16 protein-coding genes are annotated in these 15,444 nt (G+C 40.7%); 12 read left to right on the top strand and 4 right to left on the bottom strand.

Translation table 11 applies throughout. The features are described from left to right. Window positions 1-462: 462 nt before the first annotated feature. Window positions 463-1,434 (top strand): glycosyltransferase family 2 protein, encoded by a 972-nt coding sequence (locus AACX33_RS26355; RefSeq protein WP_193999965.1) that lies wholly within the window; start codon window positions 463-465, stop codon window positions 1,432-1,434. Window positions 1,435-1,513: 79 nt separating this feature from the next. Here the strand turns inward: AACX33_RS26355 and AACX33_RS26350 are convergent, their stop codons facing one another. Beyond that, the gene (locus AACX33_RS26350) at window positions 1,514-2,977 is read right to left on the bottom strand and encodes a sensor histidine kinase (RefSeq protein WP_193999855.1); all 1,464 of its coding nucleotides are present in this window, start codon (window positions 2,975-2,977) and stop codon (window positions 1,514-1,516) included. Between the two features lie 266 nt (window positions 2,978-3,243). Between AACX33_RS26350 and rpsB the strand changes: the two genes are divergently transcribed. The 5 genes from rpsB to AACX33_RS26325 all read left to right on the top strand — a co-directional run bounded on the left by rpsB (window position 3,244) and on the right by AACX33_RS26325 (window position 9,405). After that, window positions 3,244-4,050, top strand: a complete 807-nt coding sequence (gene rpsB / locus AACX33_RS26345; RefSeq protein WP_193999853.1) for a 30S ribosomal protein S2 — start codon at window positions 3,244-3,246, stop codon at window positions 4,048-4,050. A gap of 175 nt (window positions 4,051-4,225) precedes the next feature. Beyond that, window positions 4,226-5,167: a translation elongation factor Ts gene (tsf, locus tag AACX33_RS26340; protein WP_193999851.1), complete on the top strand. Its 942-nt coding sequence runs from the start codon at window positions 4,226-4,228 to the stop codon at window positions 5,165-5,167. Window positions 5,168-5,410: 243 nt separating this feature from the next. Continuing rightward, window positions 5,411-6,316 (top strand): hypothetical protein, encoded by a 906-nt coding sequence (locus AACX33_RS26335; protein WP_193999849.1) that lies wholly within the window; start codon window positions 5,411-5,413, stop codon window positions 6,314-6,316. A gap of 93 nt (window positions 6,317-6,409) precedes the next feature. Beyond that, on the top strand, window positions 6,410-8,881 hold the full coding sequence (gene recG / locus AACX33_RS26330) for an ATP-dependent DNA helicase RecG (RefSeq protein WP_193999847.1): 2,472 nt from the start codon (window positions 6,410-6,412) through the stop codon (window positions 8,879-8,881). Window positions 8,882-9,240: 359 nt separating this feature from the next. After that, window positions 9,241-9,405 (top strand): hypothetical protein, encoded by a 165-nt coding sequence (locus AACX33_RS26325; protein WP_193999845.1) that lies wholly within the window; start codon window positions 9,241-9,243, stop codon window positions 9,403-9,405. Here the strand turns inward: AACX33_RS26325 and AACX33_RS26320 are convergent. Next, on the bottom strand, window positions 9,394-9,903 hold the full coding sequence (locus tag AACX33_RS26320; RefSeq protein WP_228048952.1) for a transposase: 510 nt from the start codon (window positions 9,901-9,903) through the stop codon (window positions 9,394-9,396). The two genes, AACX33_RS26325 and AACX33_RS26320, sit on opposite strands and share 12 nt — an antisense overlap. Then, the gene (locus AACX33_RS26560; RefSeq protein ID WP_193999841.1) at window positions 9,866-10,216 is read right to left on the bottom strand and encodes a transposase; all 351 of its coding nucleotides are present in this window, start codon (window positions 10,214-10,216) and stop codon (window positions 9,866-9,868) included. The genes AACX33_RS26320 and AACX33_RS26560 overlap by 38 nt, the downstream gene beginning before the upstream one ends. Window positions 10,217-10,334: 118 nt before the next feature. Here AACX33_RS26560 and AACX33_RS26315 point away from each other — a divergent pair, with 118 nt between their 5' ends. The 4 genes from AACX33_RS26315 (at window position 10,335) to dpdA (ending at window position 13,528) form a co-directional block, all read left to right on the top strand. After that, entirely contained in the window at window positions 10,335-10,658 is a 324-nt protein-coding gene (locus AACX33_RS26315; protein WP_193999839.1) for a hypothetical protein, read from the top strand. Then, window positions 10,649-11,032, top strand: a complete 384-nt coding sequence (locus tag AACX33_RS26310; protein ID WP_193999837.1) for an aspartyl protease — start codon at window positions 10,649-10,651, stop codon at window positions 11,030-11,032. The genes AACX33_RS26315 and AACX33_RS26310 overlap by 10 nt, the downstream gene beginning before the upstream one ends. 739 nt (window positions 11,033-11,771) lie before the next feature. Then, window positions 11,772-12,593, top strand: coding sequence for a DUF6884 domain-containing protein (locus AACX33_RS26305; RefSeq protein ID WP_193999835.1), 822 nt, complete (start codon window positions 11,772-11,774; stop codon window positions 12,591-12,593). 68 nt (window positions 12,594-12,661) lie between these two features. Next, the gene (gene dpdA / locus AACX33_RS26300; protein WP_193999833.1) at window positions 12,662-13,528 is read left to right on the top strand and encodes a tRNA-guanine transglycosylase DpdA; all 867 of its coding nucleotides are present in this window, start codon (window positions 12,662-12,664) and stop codon (window positions 13,526-13,528) included. 6 nt (window positions 13,529-13,534) lie between these two features. On the opposite strand, the gene AACX33_RS26295 is transcribed toward dpdA, so the two are convergent. After that, window positions 13,535-14,503 carry a hypothetical protein gene (locus AACX33_RS26295; RefSeq protein WP_193999831.1) on the bottom strand — a complete coding sequence of 323 codons (969 nt, stop codon included), beginning with the start codon at window positions 14,501-14,503 and terminating at the stop codon, window positions 13,535-13,537. 28 nt (window positions 14,504-14,531) lie between these two features. Between AACX33_RS26295 and AACX33_RS26290 the strand changes: the two genes are divergently transcribed. Continuing rightward, window positions 14,532-15,092 (top strand): hypothetical protein, encoded by a 561-nt coding sequence (locus AACX33_RS26290; protein WP_193999829.1) that lies wholly within the window; start codon window positions 14,532-14,534, stop codon window positions 15,090-15,092. 121 nt (window positions 15,093-15,213) lie between these two features. Then, a complete protein-coding gene (locus AACX33_RS26285; RefSeq protein ID WP_227788832.1) occupies window positions 15,214-15,444 on the top strand; it encodes a hypothetical protein in 231 nt (76 codons plus the stop codon).

Raw genomic sequence — 15,444 nt, 5'->3', positions numbered from 1 at the left:
CTTGTACTGCTGACGCAGACAAAATTTATCCAGTCTGTTTCAATTTAGGTAACAAGCATTAAGATGAGATTATGTATTGTTTAATTTGAATTTATCCAGAAGCTTTTTTTGAGAATAAATCCTATTTTCATGAGAAATATTTCTATTAAATTAGGAATATATTTCTGCGGATAAAATAGAAAAAATCCCTATCAGCACTATCGAGTCAGTTTTCTAGTTGCTAATTAGCATGAATAATGCTTAAATATATTAATAATTATTTCTATTTATTTGATGGTGAAGTTCTGACAAAGTTCTATAAATTGACCCGGCTTTTACCGATAATAGAAAATGGTATCAGCTGGTAGTCAGAGCTTGAGTATCTTTTGTAAAGCCTTGCGATAGCTGCGCTGAGTACGTAGCTTCGATCATCGAAGATAGAGAATGGAACAGTGTTCAGTACTCTGCTGTCCTATTCTGGAGATGGGTAATCCTGTTGTGGGTGAGACTGTGTTTTTCAGCGTTGTGATACCGACTTACAATCGTCAGCCGATTTTAGAAAAGTGCCTCCGAGCTTTGGAGGTGCAGAAGTGGAGTGCATCAAGTTCAATAACGAGTTACGAAATTGTTTTAGTCGATGATGGTTCTACTGATGGCACATTGGAGTGGCTGGTGGCAAACCAGGAGGAATTTTCCCATGTGCGATGCTTTGAGCAAGATCACGCCGGGCCGGCGGCGGCTCGGAATTTGGGGGTAGAAAAGGCACTGGGAGACACAATTATCTTTATTGATAGTGATTTGGTAGTCTTAGAAAATTTCTTAGCAGCTCATGCAGAGGCGCTGGTGCAGGGAAGGGAGAAGTTGGCAAGCGATCGCTTTTTTACTTACGGTGCAGTAATTAATACTTGCAATTTCGATCACCCCACCGCAGAACCCTATAAAATTACAGATTTTTCCGCAGCTTTTTTTGCCACAGGTAACGTAGCTATCCCCAAACATTGGCTAGAAAAAGCCGGACTGTTTGATAACAGTTTCAAACTCTATGGTTGGGAAGATTTAGAATTAGGTGTAAGACTCAAAAAACTGGGACTACAACTGATTAAATGTCCCGCAGCCGTTGGTTATCACTGGCATCCACCGTTTAATTTAGCGCAAATTCCCCGTTTGATTGACCAAGAAATTCAACGCGGACGCATGGGAGTTTTATTTTATCAAAAGCATCCTTCTTGGGAAGTGCGAATGATGATCCAGATGACTTGGTTTCATCGTTTACTTTGGGGCATTCTCTCACTTAATGGCACACTGAACGAGCGGACAATGGCTCCTTTCTTGCAATGGCTAATTAATTTAGGTAAACCCCAGTTGGCGTTAGAAGTTGCCCGAATTTTTCTCAATTGGTACAACGTCAAGGGAGTTTATGCTGCTTATGCAGAATCTAAATACCAAAACAATTGATATTTAATATGGAATGGCTAGGAATCTAAATGAAATATTAAATATTAAGTATGATTATTTGCGTTACACAGCCAATTGCTTAATTTTTTAGAGGAATCTCAATCAGAAACTCAGTCCCCTTGCCTAATTGGGTTTTATACTTGAGATTTCCATCATGCTTTTTCACCACAATTTGATAGCTGATTGATAGCCCTAATCCTGTACCTTTGCCTACGGGCTTAGTGGTGAAAAATGGGTCAAATATCCGTTTTTGAATTGTTTCTACAATACCTCCGCCATTATCAGCAATCCGCACAACTGCATAATTTTCAGGAGAAATTTCGGTACGAATCCGAATTTTTGGTGTAGCTTTTTGAAAGTTGATAGGCTCAATTATCTGTTGGTTCGAGTTGATTTTATTGGTGTTTGCTACCCATAAATCTTCTATAGCATCGATAGCATTACATAAAATATTCATAAATGTTTGATTGAGTTGTGCAGCATAGCATTCCATCTGTGGGAGATGACCATATTCTTTGATAATTTGGATTTCTGGATATGTTGCTGTAGCATTCAGTCTATGCTGCAAAATTAACAGCGTATTATCAATCCCTTCGTGGATATCAACACGTTTTTTTTCTGCTTCATCCAAGCGAGCAAAGTTACGTAAGGACACAATAATTTTCTGAATCCGCTGACTACCATTTTCCATAGATGCGAGGATATTTGGTAAATCTTCAATCAAAAATTTCACATCTATCGCATCTGCTTGAGTTTGAATTTCCTCATGGGGCTGGGGATAGTGCTGTTGGTAAAGACATAGTAAATCAAATATTTCTTGAAGACTAGTTTTCAAATAACCGAGATTAGCATGAATAAAGTTAACGGGATTATTGATTTCGTGAGCTATCCCAGCCACCATTTGACCCAAGCTAGACATTTTTTCACTTTGAATTAGTTGAACTTGAGTTTGGCGCAAATTATTAACAACTTGATTCAATTGGGAATTAGTACTGCGAAGAGTTTTTTCTGCTTCTTTACGGCGGGTAATATTTTGTTGTAATTGAGCTACATTAATTCTCAGTTCTAACTGGCTAATTACTTGACGACTCAAAGCTGCTAATGCTTGTCTTTGTTCTAAACTCAGTTCTCCTGGTACACGATCAATTACACATAAAGAGCCAATAGCATAACCATCAGGTGTAATTAGAGGTGCGCCTGCATAAAACCGAATATTGGGGTCGGATGTCACTAACGGGTTAGTAGCAAATCGCTCATCGTTTAAAGCATTTGGTACAATTAACACATTTTCCGGCTGACATATAGTATGGGCGCAAAATGCCAGTTCCCTGGGTGTTTCTGTTACTTCTAAACCAAGTTTAGATTTAAACCATTGCCGATTCTCATCTATAAGGCTGACTAAAGCAATAGGAGTACCACAAATATAGGCAGCTAAAGCAGTTAAATCATCGAATGACTGTTCTGACTCGGTATCAAGAATGTTGTATTTTTGCAGAGCATTGAGTCTTTCTTTCTCATTTTTCGGGGTTGGTGGGTTTTTCATTTATTTTATATTGAGTGTGATAAATACTTATAAATGAATTTTTATATAAGGCTACATTTATAAAATGATACAATCAAATATGACTATGTTAATGATTAGCTATAAAAATAGGTTAAAAAATAAAAAAGAATTATTTAGTTTCATTGGCGAATTGATTGTGATATAATAGGAGGGTTGTCTAATCTCGCACATCCAGTCATTCGGGTGTTTCCTCAGAGGGAAATACAACTGGGTGGAGGTTTAACCCGAATAGGAGTTCAAAAAATATGCCAGTAGTTTCATTGGCTCAAATGATGGAGTCAGGGGTACATTTCGGGCATCAAACCCGACGTTGGAACCCCAAAATGTCTCCGTACATTTATACTTCCCGTAATGGTGTACACATCATCGATTTGGTGCAGACTGCCCAGTTGATGGATAATGCGTATAACTATATGCGATCGCAGTCTGAGCAAGGTAAAAAATTCCTCTTCGTTGGTACTAAACGCCAAGCAGCCGGAATTATAGCTCAAGAAGCGGCTCGTTGTGGCTCTCACTACATTAACCAACGTTGGTTGGGTGGAATGCTCACCAACTGGGCGACGATCAAAACCAGAGCCGACCGCCTGAAAGATTTGGAACGCCGCGAAGAAAACGGCGCACTAGATTTATTGCCCAAAAAAGAAGCTTCGATGTTGCGTCGAGAAATGACGAAGCTGCAAAAATACCTGGGTGGTATTAAGAATATGCGGAAAGTCCCCGATGTGGTGGTGATTGTAGACCAACGCCGGGAATATAACGCAGTTCAAGAATGCCAAAAACTGGGACTGCCAATTGTGTCTATGCTAGATACAAACTGTGATCCAGACGTAGTAGATATCCCCATTCCAGCCAATGACGATGCGATCAGATCAATTAAGTTGATCGTGGGCAAATTGGCGGATGCGATTTTTGAAGGTCGTGGCGGTAAGCTCGAAGGTGAAGACGATTACGAAGATTATGACGGTTCTGAGTATGACGACGACTATGATGACGGCGACTACCCGGAAGCGTCTATGGCTGACTCCACTTCTGATGAAGAAGTGAAAGCATAAGCATAATTAAGTAACCGAACCATTGAGTATGGAGACTAAAACAAGCTCACGCTTCATACTCAATTCTTCACAGTTCATACTTGATCGCTTTTTCTTCCCCAGCCCTGAGTAAGATAGAAATACTCAACACCCGTGAGCGATTACAACTCAAGGTTAAGTTAGGAATTTAGGCAACATGGCGGAAATATCTGCAAAACTCGTCCAAGAGCTACGCCAAAAAACTGGTGCGGGCATGATGGACTGCAAAAAAGCGCTGAAAGAAAATGACGGCGACATCGAAAAAGGTATAGAGTGGCTACGACAAAAGGGAATCGCTTCGGCAGGTAAGAAAAGCGATCGCATTGCGGCAGAAGGTCTAGTAGACACCTACATTCAACCAGGTGGTCGAGTTGGTGTGCTGATAGAAGTTAACTGTCAAACCGATTTTGTTGCCCGTAACGAAGCTTTTAAACTTCTAGTTAAGAACCTAGCCCAGCAAGCAGCAACTGCGGATAGTGTGGAGTCTTTGTTGACTCAACCCTATATTGAACAAACCAGAGTCAGTGTAGACCAGTTCATCAAGCAAACCATTACCCAGCTAGGTGAAAATATTCAGGTGCGTCGCTTTATCAATTTTGCCCTAGAAGGCAAACAAGGTATTGTAGACAGCTACATTCACACTGGTGGTCGAGTTGGTGTTTTGGTAGAACTGAACGCCCAAACTGAGTCAGCAGCTCAGAATGAAGAGTTTCAAACTCTGGCAAAGAATGCGGCGATGCAAGTTGCAGCTTGTCCCAATGTCGAGTATGTCAGCGTAGACGAAATCCCCGCCGAATTTGCCCAAAAAGAAACAGAAATTGAAATGGGGCGCGATGATTTGGGTAACAAACCACAGAACATCAAAGAAAAAATTGTTCAGGGACGGATTGAAAAACGCCTGAAAGAATTGACTTTGTTGGATCAGCCTTTCATTCGTGATCAGAGTATTTCTGTAGAAGACTTGGTAAAACAAGTTAAAGGCAAAGTAGGCGAAGATATCAAAGTTAATCGCTTTGTTCGCTATATCTTAGGTGAAGGCATTGAGAAGCAAGAAAGTAATTTTGCTGAAGAAGTTGCTGCACAAATGGGTACGAAGTAACTTTAGTTAGAAGTTAAGAGTTACAAAGGTAACTCATCACTTGTATAATTGCAGGTCAGTCACAATCAACTGGCCTGTATTTTATTAGTTAGTCAGTATCGTGGTAGATGAACCACAGATGTAGACGCATAGCAGCTAGCCGTAAGCTACACAGATAAATAAAATAATAGGTACGTTTGTACCATAATAAAGTATGGCTGATGCCACGCTACGCTATGAGATTGGCAATTAATCAGAGAAAATATGGCTAGAGCAATTGAGCTAATTGAACGGGATATTACAGCCTTGCAAGCAGCGATCCGCGAGATCGGGGCAGAACTCCACAATGCTTATGCCAGTTATTTAACGACATTGGGGCAAGCCTTGCGGAAACAGTTGATTCTCGCAAGTTACCATCTATGTACCCAAGGGTATCCCGAAAACTTTCTCAAGTTATCTCTGAATCAGCGTCAACAATTGCAACAAGCTATCCGCAATTTGGGTCAAGAGGCAGCTGATTTATTACTTTCTTATATGCAGGACGAGGAAGAGGAGGAAGAGGAGGCGGATGAGGCGGATGAGGAAGAGGAGGCGGATGACCAGGATGACCAGGATGACCAAGATGACCAGGATGAGCGAGATGAGATACTAACATATATTTTATCTGAAGCATCTGCTTTGCCGCTGATAACTTCAGCCCTGAAAAGTTTCACCCCTGATTTCTCCAACCCCATAGAACTGGCAAAATGGCAACATAATCTGGAAGATTTAACGCAACAGACGCTAAAAAAAGTCTCCCACGATGCTAATCTTTTGTTACAAAAAGCTAGTATTTTACCGCAAAAATTACCAAAACCAATTTTAGAAGCGGCGGCGGCGGTCTCAGAAGCATCTGCTGAGGTGATGCCAGGGCCACCCAATCTCTTAAACTTGGTGGTGGAAATTGAAAATGAACAAGATCCAGAAGACTCCAGACTCACAAAGGTGATGGCGATTAACCTCCGATTGGGGGAAATTGAATTTGCCGATACTAATGTCTCATCTGGCCGCAGACAAATTCGCAATATCTTAGTTCAGCTAAATAAGGTAGGGCGAGATTATCAAAAAAAGCAACGCGAGCGCTCAGTTGCTGAAGCTGAATCTGCATGGCGTGCCTGTTGGTTTGAGTAGGGAGTGGGGGAAGAAGCAGGGGAGCAGGGAGCAGGGGGGAGAAGACGGTAACTTCCCAATGACTAATGACTAATGACTAATGACTAATGACCAATGACTAATGACAAACCAGATTGGGTAAGATTGCACAAAGCCTTGGCAATAGAAGCAGACAAAGGCTTCACAGACTTGATGGGCAGACAATACCGCTTCAGTGAATTTCTCTGCTTGACTTTTGGGAAATTCCCCACAGCTTTGCCCCCATCAGAACGTGGCCGTTGGCAAGAACTAGCGGCAAAATTTGCTAATTATCCCCATCTGGAACAGTCAGAAAGACAGCATCTGATAGCGGAAACTCGGAGGTATCTCTACCAGTTACAGCAAGAACCAAAAGAAAATAGCACAGAGAAATCACAGATATACCAACGCCAAAAACTTCAACCGAAATCACCAATTGTGGCGGAAGTGAGTCGGAGGTTAGCGCCCAACATTGAGCAAAAACTCAGTGATTTACCAGAAATCGGCCCTCGTCAGGCGGATAAATTAGCGGCGCTGAATTTGTATACTGTGCGCGATTTGCTTTTCTACTATCCCCGTGATCATATTGACTATGCGCGTCAGGTGAATATCCGGGAATTGCAGGGGGGTGAAACGGTGACAATCATTGCTAATGTCAAGCGTTGTAACTGTTTTACTAGCCCTAGAAATAAGAAATTATCGATTTTAGAATTAGTTCTCAAAGATAATACTGGTGAAATTAAAATTACTCGCTTTTCTGCGGGGGCGCGTTTTGCTAGTCGCGGTTGGCAAGAAGGTTTAAAACGCCGTTACCCAGTGGGTAGTATTTTGGCGGCTTGTGGGTTGGTGAAAGAAAGTAAATATGGCTTGACGCTGGATAACCCGGAACTTGAGGTGTTAGCACATCCAGGAGATACGATTGATTCTTTGACTATTGGTCGGGTAGTGCCAATTTATGCTCTAACTGAGGGTGTGATGGCAACTATGGTGCGACAGGCGATAACGGCGGCTTTACCAGCTACGGTTCACCTGAAAGATCCTTTGCCTAGAGGGTTAAGGACAAAGTATAATTTGATGGAATTGAAGGATGCGATCGCTAACATCCATTTTCCAGATGACAGCATGACTCTGCAAGCTGCTCGTCGTCGCTTAGTCTTTGATGAATTCTTTTACCTGCAACTCGGTTTATTACAACGTCAGCACCAAGCCCGCCAAATTCAAACCAGCGCTATTCTCGCCCCCAAAGGTCAGTTAGTCGAAAAATTCTCGGAAATTCTGCCTTTTCAACTGACTGGCGCACAGCAACGAGTCCTCAACGATATTCTTACAGACTTAGAAAAATCTACCCCGATGAATCGTCTGATACAGGGCGATGTGGGTTCTGGTAAAACTGTGGTGGCTGTAATTGCGATCCTCGCCGCCATTCAATCGGGATATCAAGCGGCGTTAATGGCTCCCACGGAAGTTTTAGCAGAACAGCATTACCGCAAGTTAGTTAGTTGGTTTAACCTGTTGCATTTACCCGTAGAATTACTGACAGGTTCTACCAAAGTTGCCAAACGGCGAGAAATTCACTCTCAGCTACAAACAGGTGAATTACCTTTATTAGTGGGAACTCATGCTTTAATTCAAGACACTGTTAACTTTAACCAATTGGGCTTAGTGGTGATTGATGAACAACATCGCTTTGGCGTTAAACAAAGGGCGTTGTTACAGCAAAAAGGCGACCAACCCCATGTATTAACTATGACCGCCACCCCCATTCCTCGGACATTGGCATTAACAATACATGGGGATATGAATGTTAGCCAGATTGATGAGTTACCACCAGGACGGCAAAAAATTCAGACCACTGTATTAACAGGTCAACAGCGTACTGAAGCTTACGACTTAATCCGCCGAGAAGTTGCCCAAGGAAGACAAGTTTATGTCGTTTTACCTCTAGTGGAAGAATCAGAAAAATTGGACTTGCGATCGGCTGTAGAGGAGCATCAAAAGTTACAAGAAAGTATTTTTCCTGATTTTCAGGTGGGGTTATTGCATGGTCGGATGAGTTCCGCAGATAAGGACGAAGCAATTACCAAATTCCGCGATAATCAAACGCAAATATTGGTTTCTACTACGGTTGTAGAAGTGGGTGTAGATGTTCCCAATGCAACAATTATGCTAATTGAAAATGCTGAGAGATTTGGCTTATCACAACTGCATCAATTGCGCGGGCGTGTTGGTCGTGGTGCGGCTCAGTCTTTCTGTTTATTGATGAGTAGTTCTAAGAGTGCTGATGCTCAACAACGGCTGAAGGTATTGGAACAATCCCAGGATGGCTTTTTTATCTCGGAAATGGATATGCGGTTTCGTGGCCCTGGGGAAGTGCTGGGAACTCGTCAATCGGGTGTAGCAGATTTTACTTTGGCAAGTTTGGTGGAAGATGAGGAAATTTTGCTGTTAGCCCGACAAGTTGCGGAGAAAGTGATCGAGATGGATGCAACTCTCGAACGTTGGTTTTTGATGAAAGCTGAGTTGAAATATCGTTATGAACGGTTAATGGGTGGGGCGATTTTGACTTAATTCAAACCTCACCCCATCCCTCTCCTTACTAAGGAGAGGGAGCAGGAATCTTCTTTTCCCTTTTACTAATCCTGATATTTCTGAGCTTGTTAATCTGCAAAATCGAAGGGAAATCAATACCTGAACCGAGATAGCGACCTGCAATTTATGATAAACCTTGATGATGAGAGTGTGCGTAGACGTAGCCCGTCGCAAATTCAACTTTGTTGTATTGAGACTAAAGTCAAACTTTTTATTTTAGTTGCACAGCCTCAGAACAGAGATATCATATGATATGTTCATTTAATAGTTATTAACTTGACATTTAGAGCCTACAAGTTAATACTTAATTAAGTGTATCAGGTGGCAAGACTTGCCATATGCAAGCAATAGATGAAAATTTATATGCCGTTACAGACCAAACAACTGCGGAGGAATGGTTACAGACCATATCATCAGCACGTTCACTGGCAAAAATATCTGGTGAACCTATCCCACTAATACCAGATTGTGGTAATCTACTCTTGATGAATCTATCCCACTAATAATATTTTGTTAATCCAGATGTGGATGGTAGCAAGGTCTATGAATGCGTCAAAATAAACCTTTTGACGTTCCCATCTGACGACAAGGCGACGATATTTGCGTTGATACCAAGCAAAACACCGCTCTTGTTGAAATCTGGGGACGGAGATTTTGATAGGTCTGACTTTGTTTTTCTTGGTTTTCCAGACTCGCTTTGGAATTTGAGGACGAATACCTCGTTTTCGGAGGTCAGCACGTTTTTGTTTTGAGTCGTAACCTTTATCAGCAGCCAGCACTTTGATTCGTTTACGTGGTCTGCCCCGTTTTAATGTTTTGAGTTTAACCTTATCCAGTAAGGGAATTACTTGTTCTCGCTCATTACCGTTGGCTGGGGTAGTGCAATTAGCCAGAGGCATTCCATTGCCGAACGTCAGCGTATGAATCAGTATACCTTTACCTTTGCCGCCATAAGCAACCTCTTCACCACCTCCCTTTCCAGGGGGAAAAAGACCCGTCAACCGCGCCAAAGTTCCAATTTATTAGTCCCTTATGATCAGCAATCGCTAGTATACGTCCCTGTAGGTGTTCAAATGTTCCATCCTCCCGCCACCTTTTTAACCATCGGTGGGATGAGCTTTTTGATGCCCATATACCCCCCCTTGGTAAATCACACCATCGACACCCAGTAATCAGAATGTGCAACAAACTATTTAATACATAGCGGTATGGTGCGTGAGGCATTCCTTTGCCACGATTCAATGGCTCTTTGGGAAATATATCCTCAAATAACTTCCATTCCAGGTCACTCAATCCCTCAAAACGCCCTGCCATCAAATGATACACCCAACTCATATCAAGAGTAGATTACCACAATCTGGTATTAGTGGGATAGGTTCATGCAAGTTGGCATTGCGCCATAATAAAATCACACAAGCGATTAACTGTTGATATGACACAAGTTTACCAACCCCGTCGTCGAAGCCGTATTCTAGCACCATCGGTGATCGCACCGTCAGACCTTGATCACCGCCGGGAACACAGCAATACTCTGGCTTTGCAATGTCGGGCTGTGTTTGAACGCCTGCGGGAGCATTTAATAGAAACGCATTACAACTGGTTTATTGCCATCGACCCCGAAAGTGAAAATTATTTGATTGATCAAACTTTGCCAGGACTAACCCAAAAAATCCGTCATTCTTATGACGATACCGATGTCAAGCTTACCATCTTTCGCCTGAATGATACTGGAACCTGTGGCAGACTATGGGTGTAGGTGCTTTTGGGGACAATGGTGAGCTATGGTTTGAAATCCAGATGCTGGCCGCCAATGGAGATGTATTTTCTGTGGAAGCTCTATTTGATACTGGCTTTACTGCGGGGTGGCTGGCTATTAATACCCAAGACTTGGAAGCATTGGAGTGGTTAAGAATTGCTGCCCAAATCTTCATGACAACAGCACGAGGGGAAGGTCAGTTCAATTTGTATGAAGGCAGGGTGATCATTGATGACACCGAGTTTATTATTCCCGTTCACGTTGGGGATGATATTCCCGATACCCTCATGGGTTCTGCGTGGTTGGACATCATGCAACTGCTCGTCAATAAACCTCAAGGGATATTAACCTTAGAAGTAGTCAAGGGAAACTAAAAACAGGTTTGGCTAATCAGCTTAATACAGAAGGGTTTGTGCTAGATTGGCATACTGTGATTTTTGGCTTATCCCATTTTTATGTTTTCTGGTGTACGCAGTTCATGATGCTATGTGGGAACTCTTATAGTTTACGTCCTAATCTGGATGACTATAGCTATAGCTTACAGTTTGTTGGTATGTCTGTTAAAATCTCTGCTTTCGACCGCTATGTAATAACCTGATTTTTACGTTAGAGATTCTGATCAACCATAACTGTTGAGAATCCTTGTGTATAAAAAGCCATACTGTTTCGTGGTTTGAGGACTTTCCGTGAAAAGTCAGAATTGTTCAGCCATGTCAATTTTTAAGTCTGTTTTGACATACGAAGTCTGATTTTTTGGTCAATTATCTAGGTCAGTAGTGATTCGCCAATATATTATGAGTTTTGATTCGTCAAAACTTATTTGTTGTATATATCTTTTCTTGGTCTTTTCATCATTAAATATCCGCTCAAACTCTTGCCATGTTTCATACTTCGCTTCTTTGTTTGGCAAGCTAAACGCTTGGTGGTTACTTCTGATTGTCACTTAATGGCTGGAATTTATAACTATGACCTTCACAAAGCTAATTAACTTGAAATTTTGTCAACCATACATATCACCACAATTTTTTTTCAAGAGGTATATTATTGATGTTGCATAAAAACTTTTCAAACTACTAGTTTTGGAAATTCTTAATTTTTGGGTAAAGTATAAAGATGGTTAAATCATCCCTAACAACATCTTTAGCTTCAACTAGCTTCGGGCATAATTATCGTGTATTGATTATTACTTCTTGCACGGGAGAAAAGCGGTTTAAGCCAACTAACCAGTTGACACTGGAAGATTTCAAAGACTCTGCTCGTTTGCAATCTCGCTCTGATGAATTGGGAGAGTTTGCCTGCCCAGCTACTCAGATGTACACTGGGTTGCAACACCTGCGAGCAATAGAAGGAGTAGAACTACTACGCCAGTCGGTTGGTCAACAAGCAGTGGACTTAGTTATTCTATCTGCTGGGTATGGGCTAATTCCTGAAAATAAAATTATAGTGCCTTACGAAGTTACCTTCAACAGAATGAAGGGATATGAGATAGATGAATGGGCCAAATTTTTAGAAGTTCACCAAGCTTTTGAACAAGCTATTGTTGGTTATGATTTGGTGTTTTTGCTATTGGGAGAAAACTATCTGCGATCTCTTCGTCTGCCAGTTGCAACTAAACCTGAGCAGACATTGATATTTTTCGCTTCAAAAACAAGTAAGTCTCACATCAAAGATTTAACTGCAAAAACTTTTATTTTAACTCTTTCTAATGCAGAAGCAAAGCATTATTGCTATGGTTTATTCGGACTTAAAGGTTTTCTTTTAAAGCAATTTGCTGAATGTGTGTCTATTGAAACTGAACTGCTACAAAGGGTGTATGAGAAACCAGAAGTATTCACTCAATCTATGGAGCGTGTACCACATCAATTAGAAATGCCACCGGAATTACCTAAAAAAAAAGTTAATAGTAATACAAGTAATAAAAAAAGTTGCAAATAATTTTGAAAATGGAAAATTAATTTCTGTCGATTCCTGACTTGCCTCCAGCCCCTAATATACATTTGGGTATGCAGTATTTCATTCCAGAATGGGATGACCGAGTAGACCCTGGCTATGACTTTTTAAACGATATGAGTACACCTAGTCGAAACCTCTATGAAAATGACGTGTATGCTCACGAAATGTTTCCATTTTCTAACTATGATGGAATTTTAGTTTCTAAAGTAGTTGTTGAAAATAGCAAAACAAAGAAAGCTAAAATTAACGAAATTGGTATCCATCAATTTATTCGCTTTCCAGGTTCAGTAATGGGAGATTGTGGGGCTTTTGGCTATTTCAAGGAAGAAGTCCCTCCCTACAGTACCGAAGAAATTTTGGATTATTATGAGAGTTTAGGTTTTAATTATGGGGTCAGTATTCACCATTTGATAGTTGGTCCATTTGCTGAAGCAGGTGTTAGGGAAAAACGTTATGATTTAACTATTAAAAATGCTGAAGATTTTATTCAAAAGCATCGAAGTGGAGAATATAAATTTACTCCCATTGGTGCGGTTCAGGGTTGGGACCCTGAATCTTATCCTGAGGCTGTCAAAGCATATATTGGTATGGGTTATGAATATATTGCACTTGGTGGATTAGCTAGAACTCCGAGCCAACAGATTATAGAAATCTTAAAGAAAATTCATCCTCATTTAACTTCTAATACTCGATTGCACTTATTTGGGGTAGCTCGAATTAGTGCTATTCCAGCCTTTCGTCACTTGGGTGTAACAAGTTTTGATTCGGCTAGTCCTTTACGCCGTGCTTGGTTAGATCCAAAGGCAAATTATTATACTGTTACTGATAAAAAATATGCTGCCGTTCGGATTCCTTTTGTGGATAAGCACTCCATACGAATTAAACATTTACTCGAAAGCGGTTTCAAGGATGATTAATTCTAACTATTTAAACCATGAAGGGGGTAATAAAAACACAGCACCATTAGGATGAACGTTAATACTACTTGAGTGATGATTAAGCCACTCATTAAATATAACTCCTATTTCTGAAGATTCATTGTATTTGCAAGGAGTCATAGCTAAACTTTGAGTAAGATGCTTGTGAGCATTATGACCATCAAAACGACTATCTGTACCATCTAGAGTTACGTAAAGCTCTACTGTCATTTGCGCTCTATTGATATAACTAACGTTAGTAACATGAGAGTTAAATACAGATGGAATAGCTATATAAGCGCAGAATTTTGACGGAGCAAAACTTTTGGAGTGTGGATCAAAAACAAAGTAAGTAATTGTGCGCTTTCCCCATAATTTTTTTCCTTGAGAGGTATTTACATCATGATTCCATTGTCGAAGGTTGAGCATCACATCCATCATGTCACCTGCGAAATGAATGCGACGAGATGAAGCAGTCAAAATGGTTGCTGAAACAGACATAGCACGTTCAATTTCAGGTTCTACCGCTAGACTCAGGTTTGTTAAATTTTGCAGGGTTAAATGATTAAGATACTGAATCTCTTCTCTAGGTATCTGTGGGAACAGTACCGTTTGAAAAGCACTCATACCTATGTGTCGCATCAATGAAATAGTATTTGCTGCTAAATTTCGCCGCCCACGCGCCACATGAGAGCTAACCATACTAATAAAGCTGTCAGTTTCTTGCTGTGGCTGGAATAAGTGAGCAGTAGCAAATTTGGCATGATTTGCCACTGGATCTGCTCTGCTAATCTCGAACTCAATCCATAGCCGCCTTGAACCATCTTGACGTTCTAGTAGGACATCTACACGAGGAGTATAGCCTAAGAAATTTGTCAGATCCTTGGATAATATCGCACTCTCATGACGACATACCCATCCTGGGCAAGCTCGTCGAATAAACTCTTGCTGAAGGTAAGATGTTAATACACCCATAATTCAAAAATTTCAACTATTGAGAGTTATGAAGGAATCACAATCAACAGATTTTATAGAACTTCTGCTGAATAATGAAGTTGGAACATCAGTTTGGAACTGGGCAAAAAAAGAGCAGGGATCTGAGTATTATTTTATCCCAGTTGTGACGGAAAGTAACCGTCTTACTACTGATTATTCTCCAATGTTTCTATTTAAAATGAAACCTGGAGAAAGTTGGAGACTTGGCGAAAGAGTGCAAATCCAATTAAAGGCGGGTACTTTCAAATACCAGGGAGTAGTAGCAGTATATTTGTTATTTTTATTTCCTGGTATTAACTTTATACATGAAGTTTGGATTAACCATTACACAAATTTAGAAAATAATCATTCACCTCTGTTTCAACTACAGCAGATGAAACATATTCATCTCCTTTTATATGAGATTTCCGTCCAACCAGAGCGGGTTATCAAAATTGCAAATAATCTTGATTGGGCTAGAATAATTGCTAATGTACAAAATGCTTCTCCCTGGACAGATATCCAATTTGACACTGCTAAAATAGCAGTTCCTCCGTCTGAGTTTCTGTGGAATCTTAAAAACTCTTAATTTATAACACTTTTAGCGATTCTCTTAGAAAAGAATAATAACATGACTTCATTAATACTTGTATACAAGATTAGATTTTGAATAAAATACTAGCAGAGTAGTTTCACTAGAGTCACAAACCTTGGCACAACCAGTACGAGTTCCAGATGAAATGTACGCAATCTTGCAGCACATCAAGTTTTCTCTTGATCCTCAATATATGAAGGCTGCACCAAGCATACAAGATATGGTCAACGTTGCTTTGAAACGATTTATTGAAGACTGGGAACACCCTGATAGTCAACATCAGCTACTAAATGAGCTTCTAGAACAACGTCAAATAGCACGCTCACGAATGGGAAACACTAAGTAA

Origin of the sequence: Nodularia sp. LEGE 04288, from assembly GCF_963896525.1 — a bacterium.
Classification (GTDB): Bacteria; Cyanobacteriota; Cyanobacteriia; order Cyanobacteriales; family Nostocaceae; genus Nodularia.
Note: the sequence above shows the minus strand (reverse complement) of the source record. Positions and strands in the feature narration are given on the sequence as shown.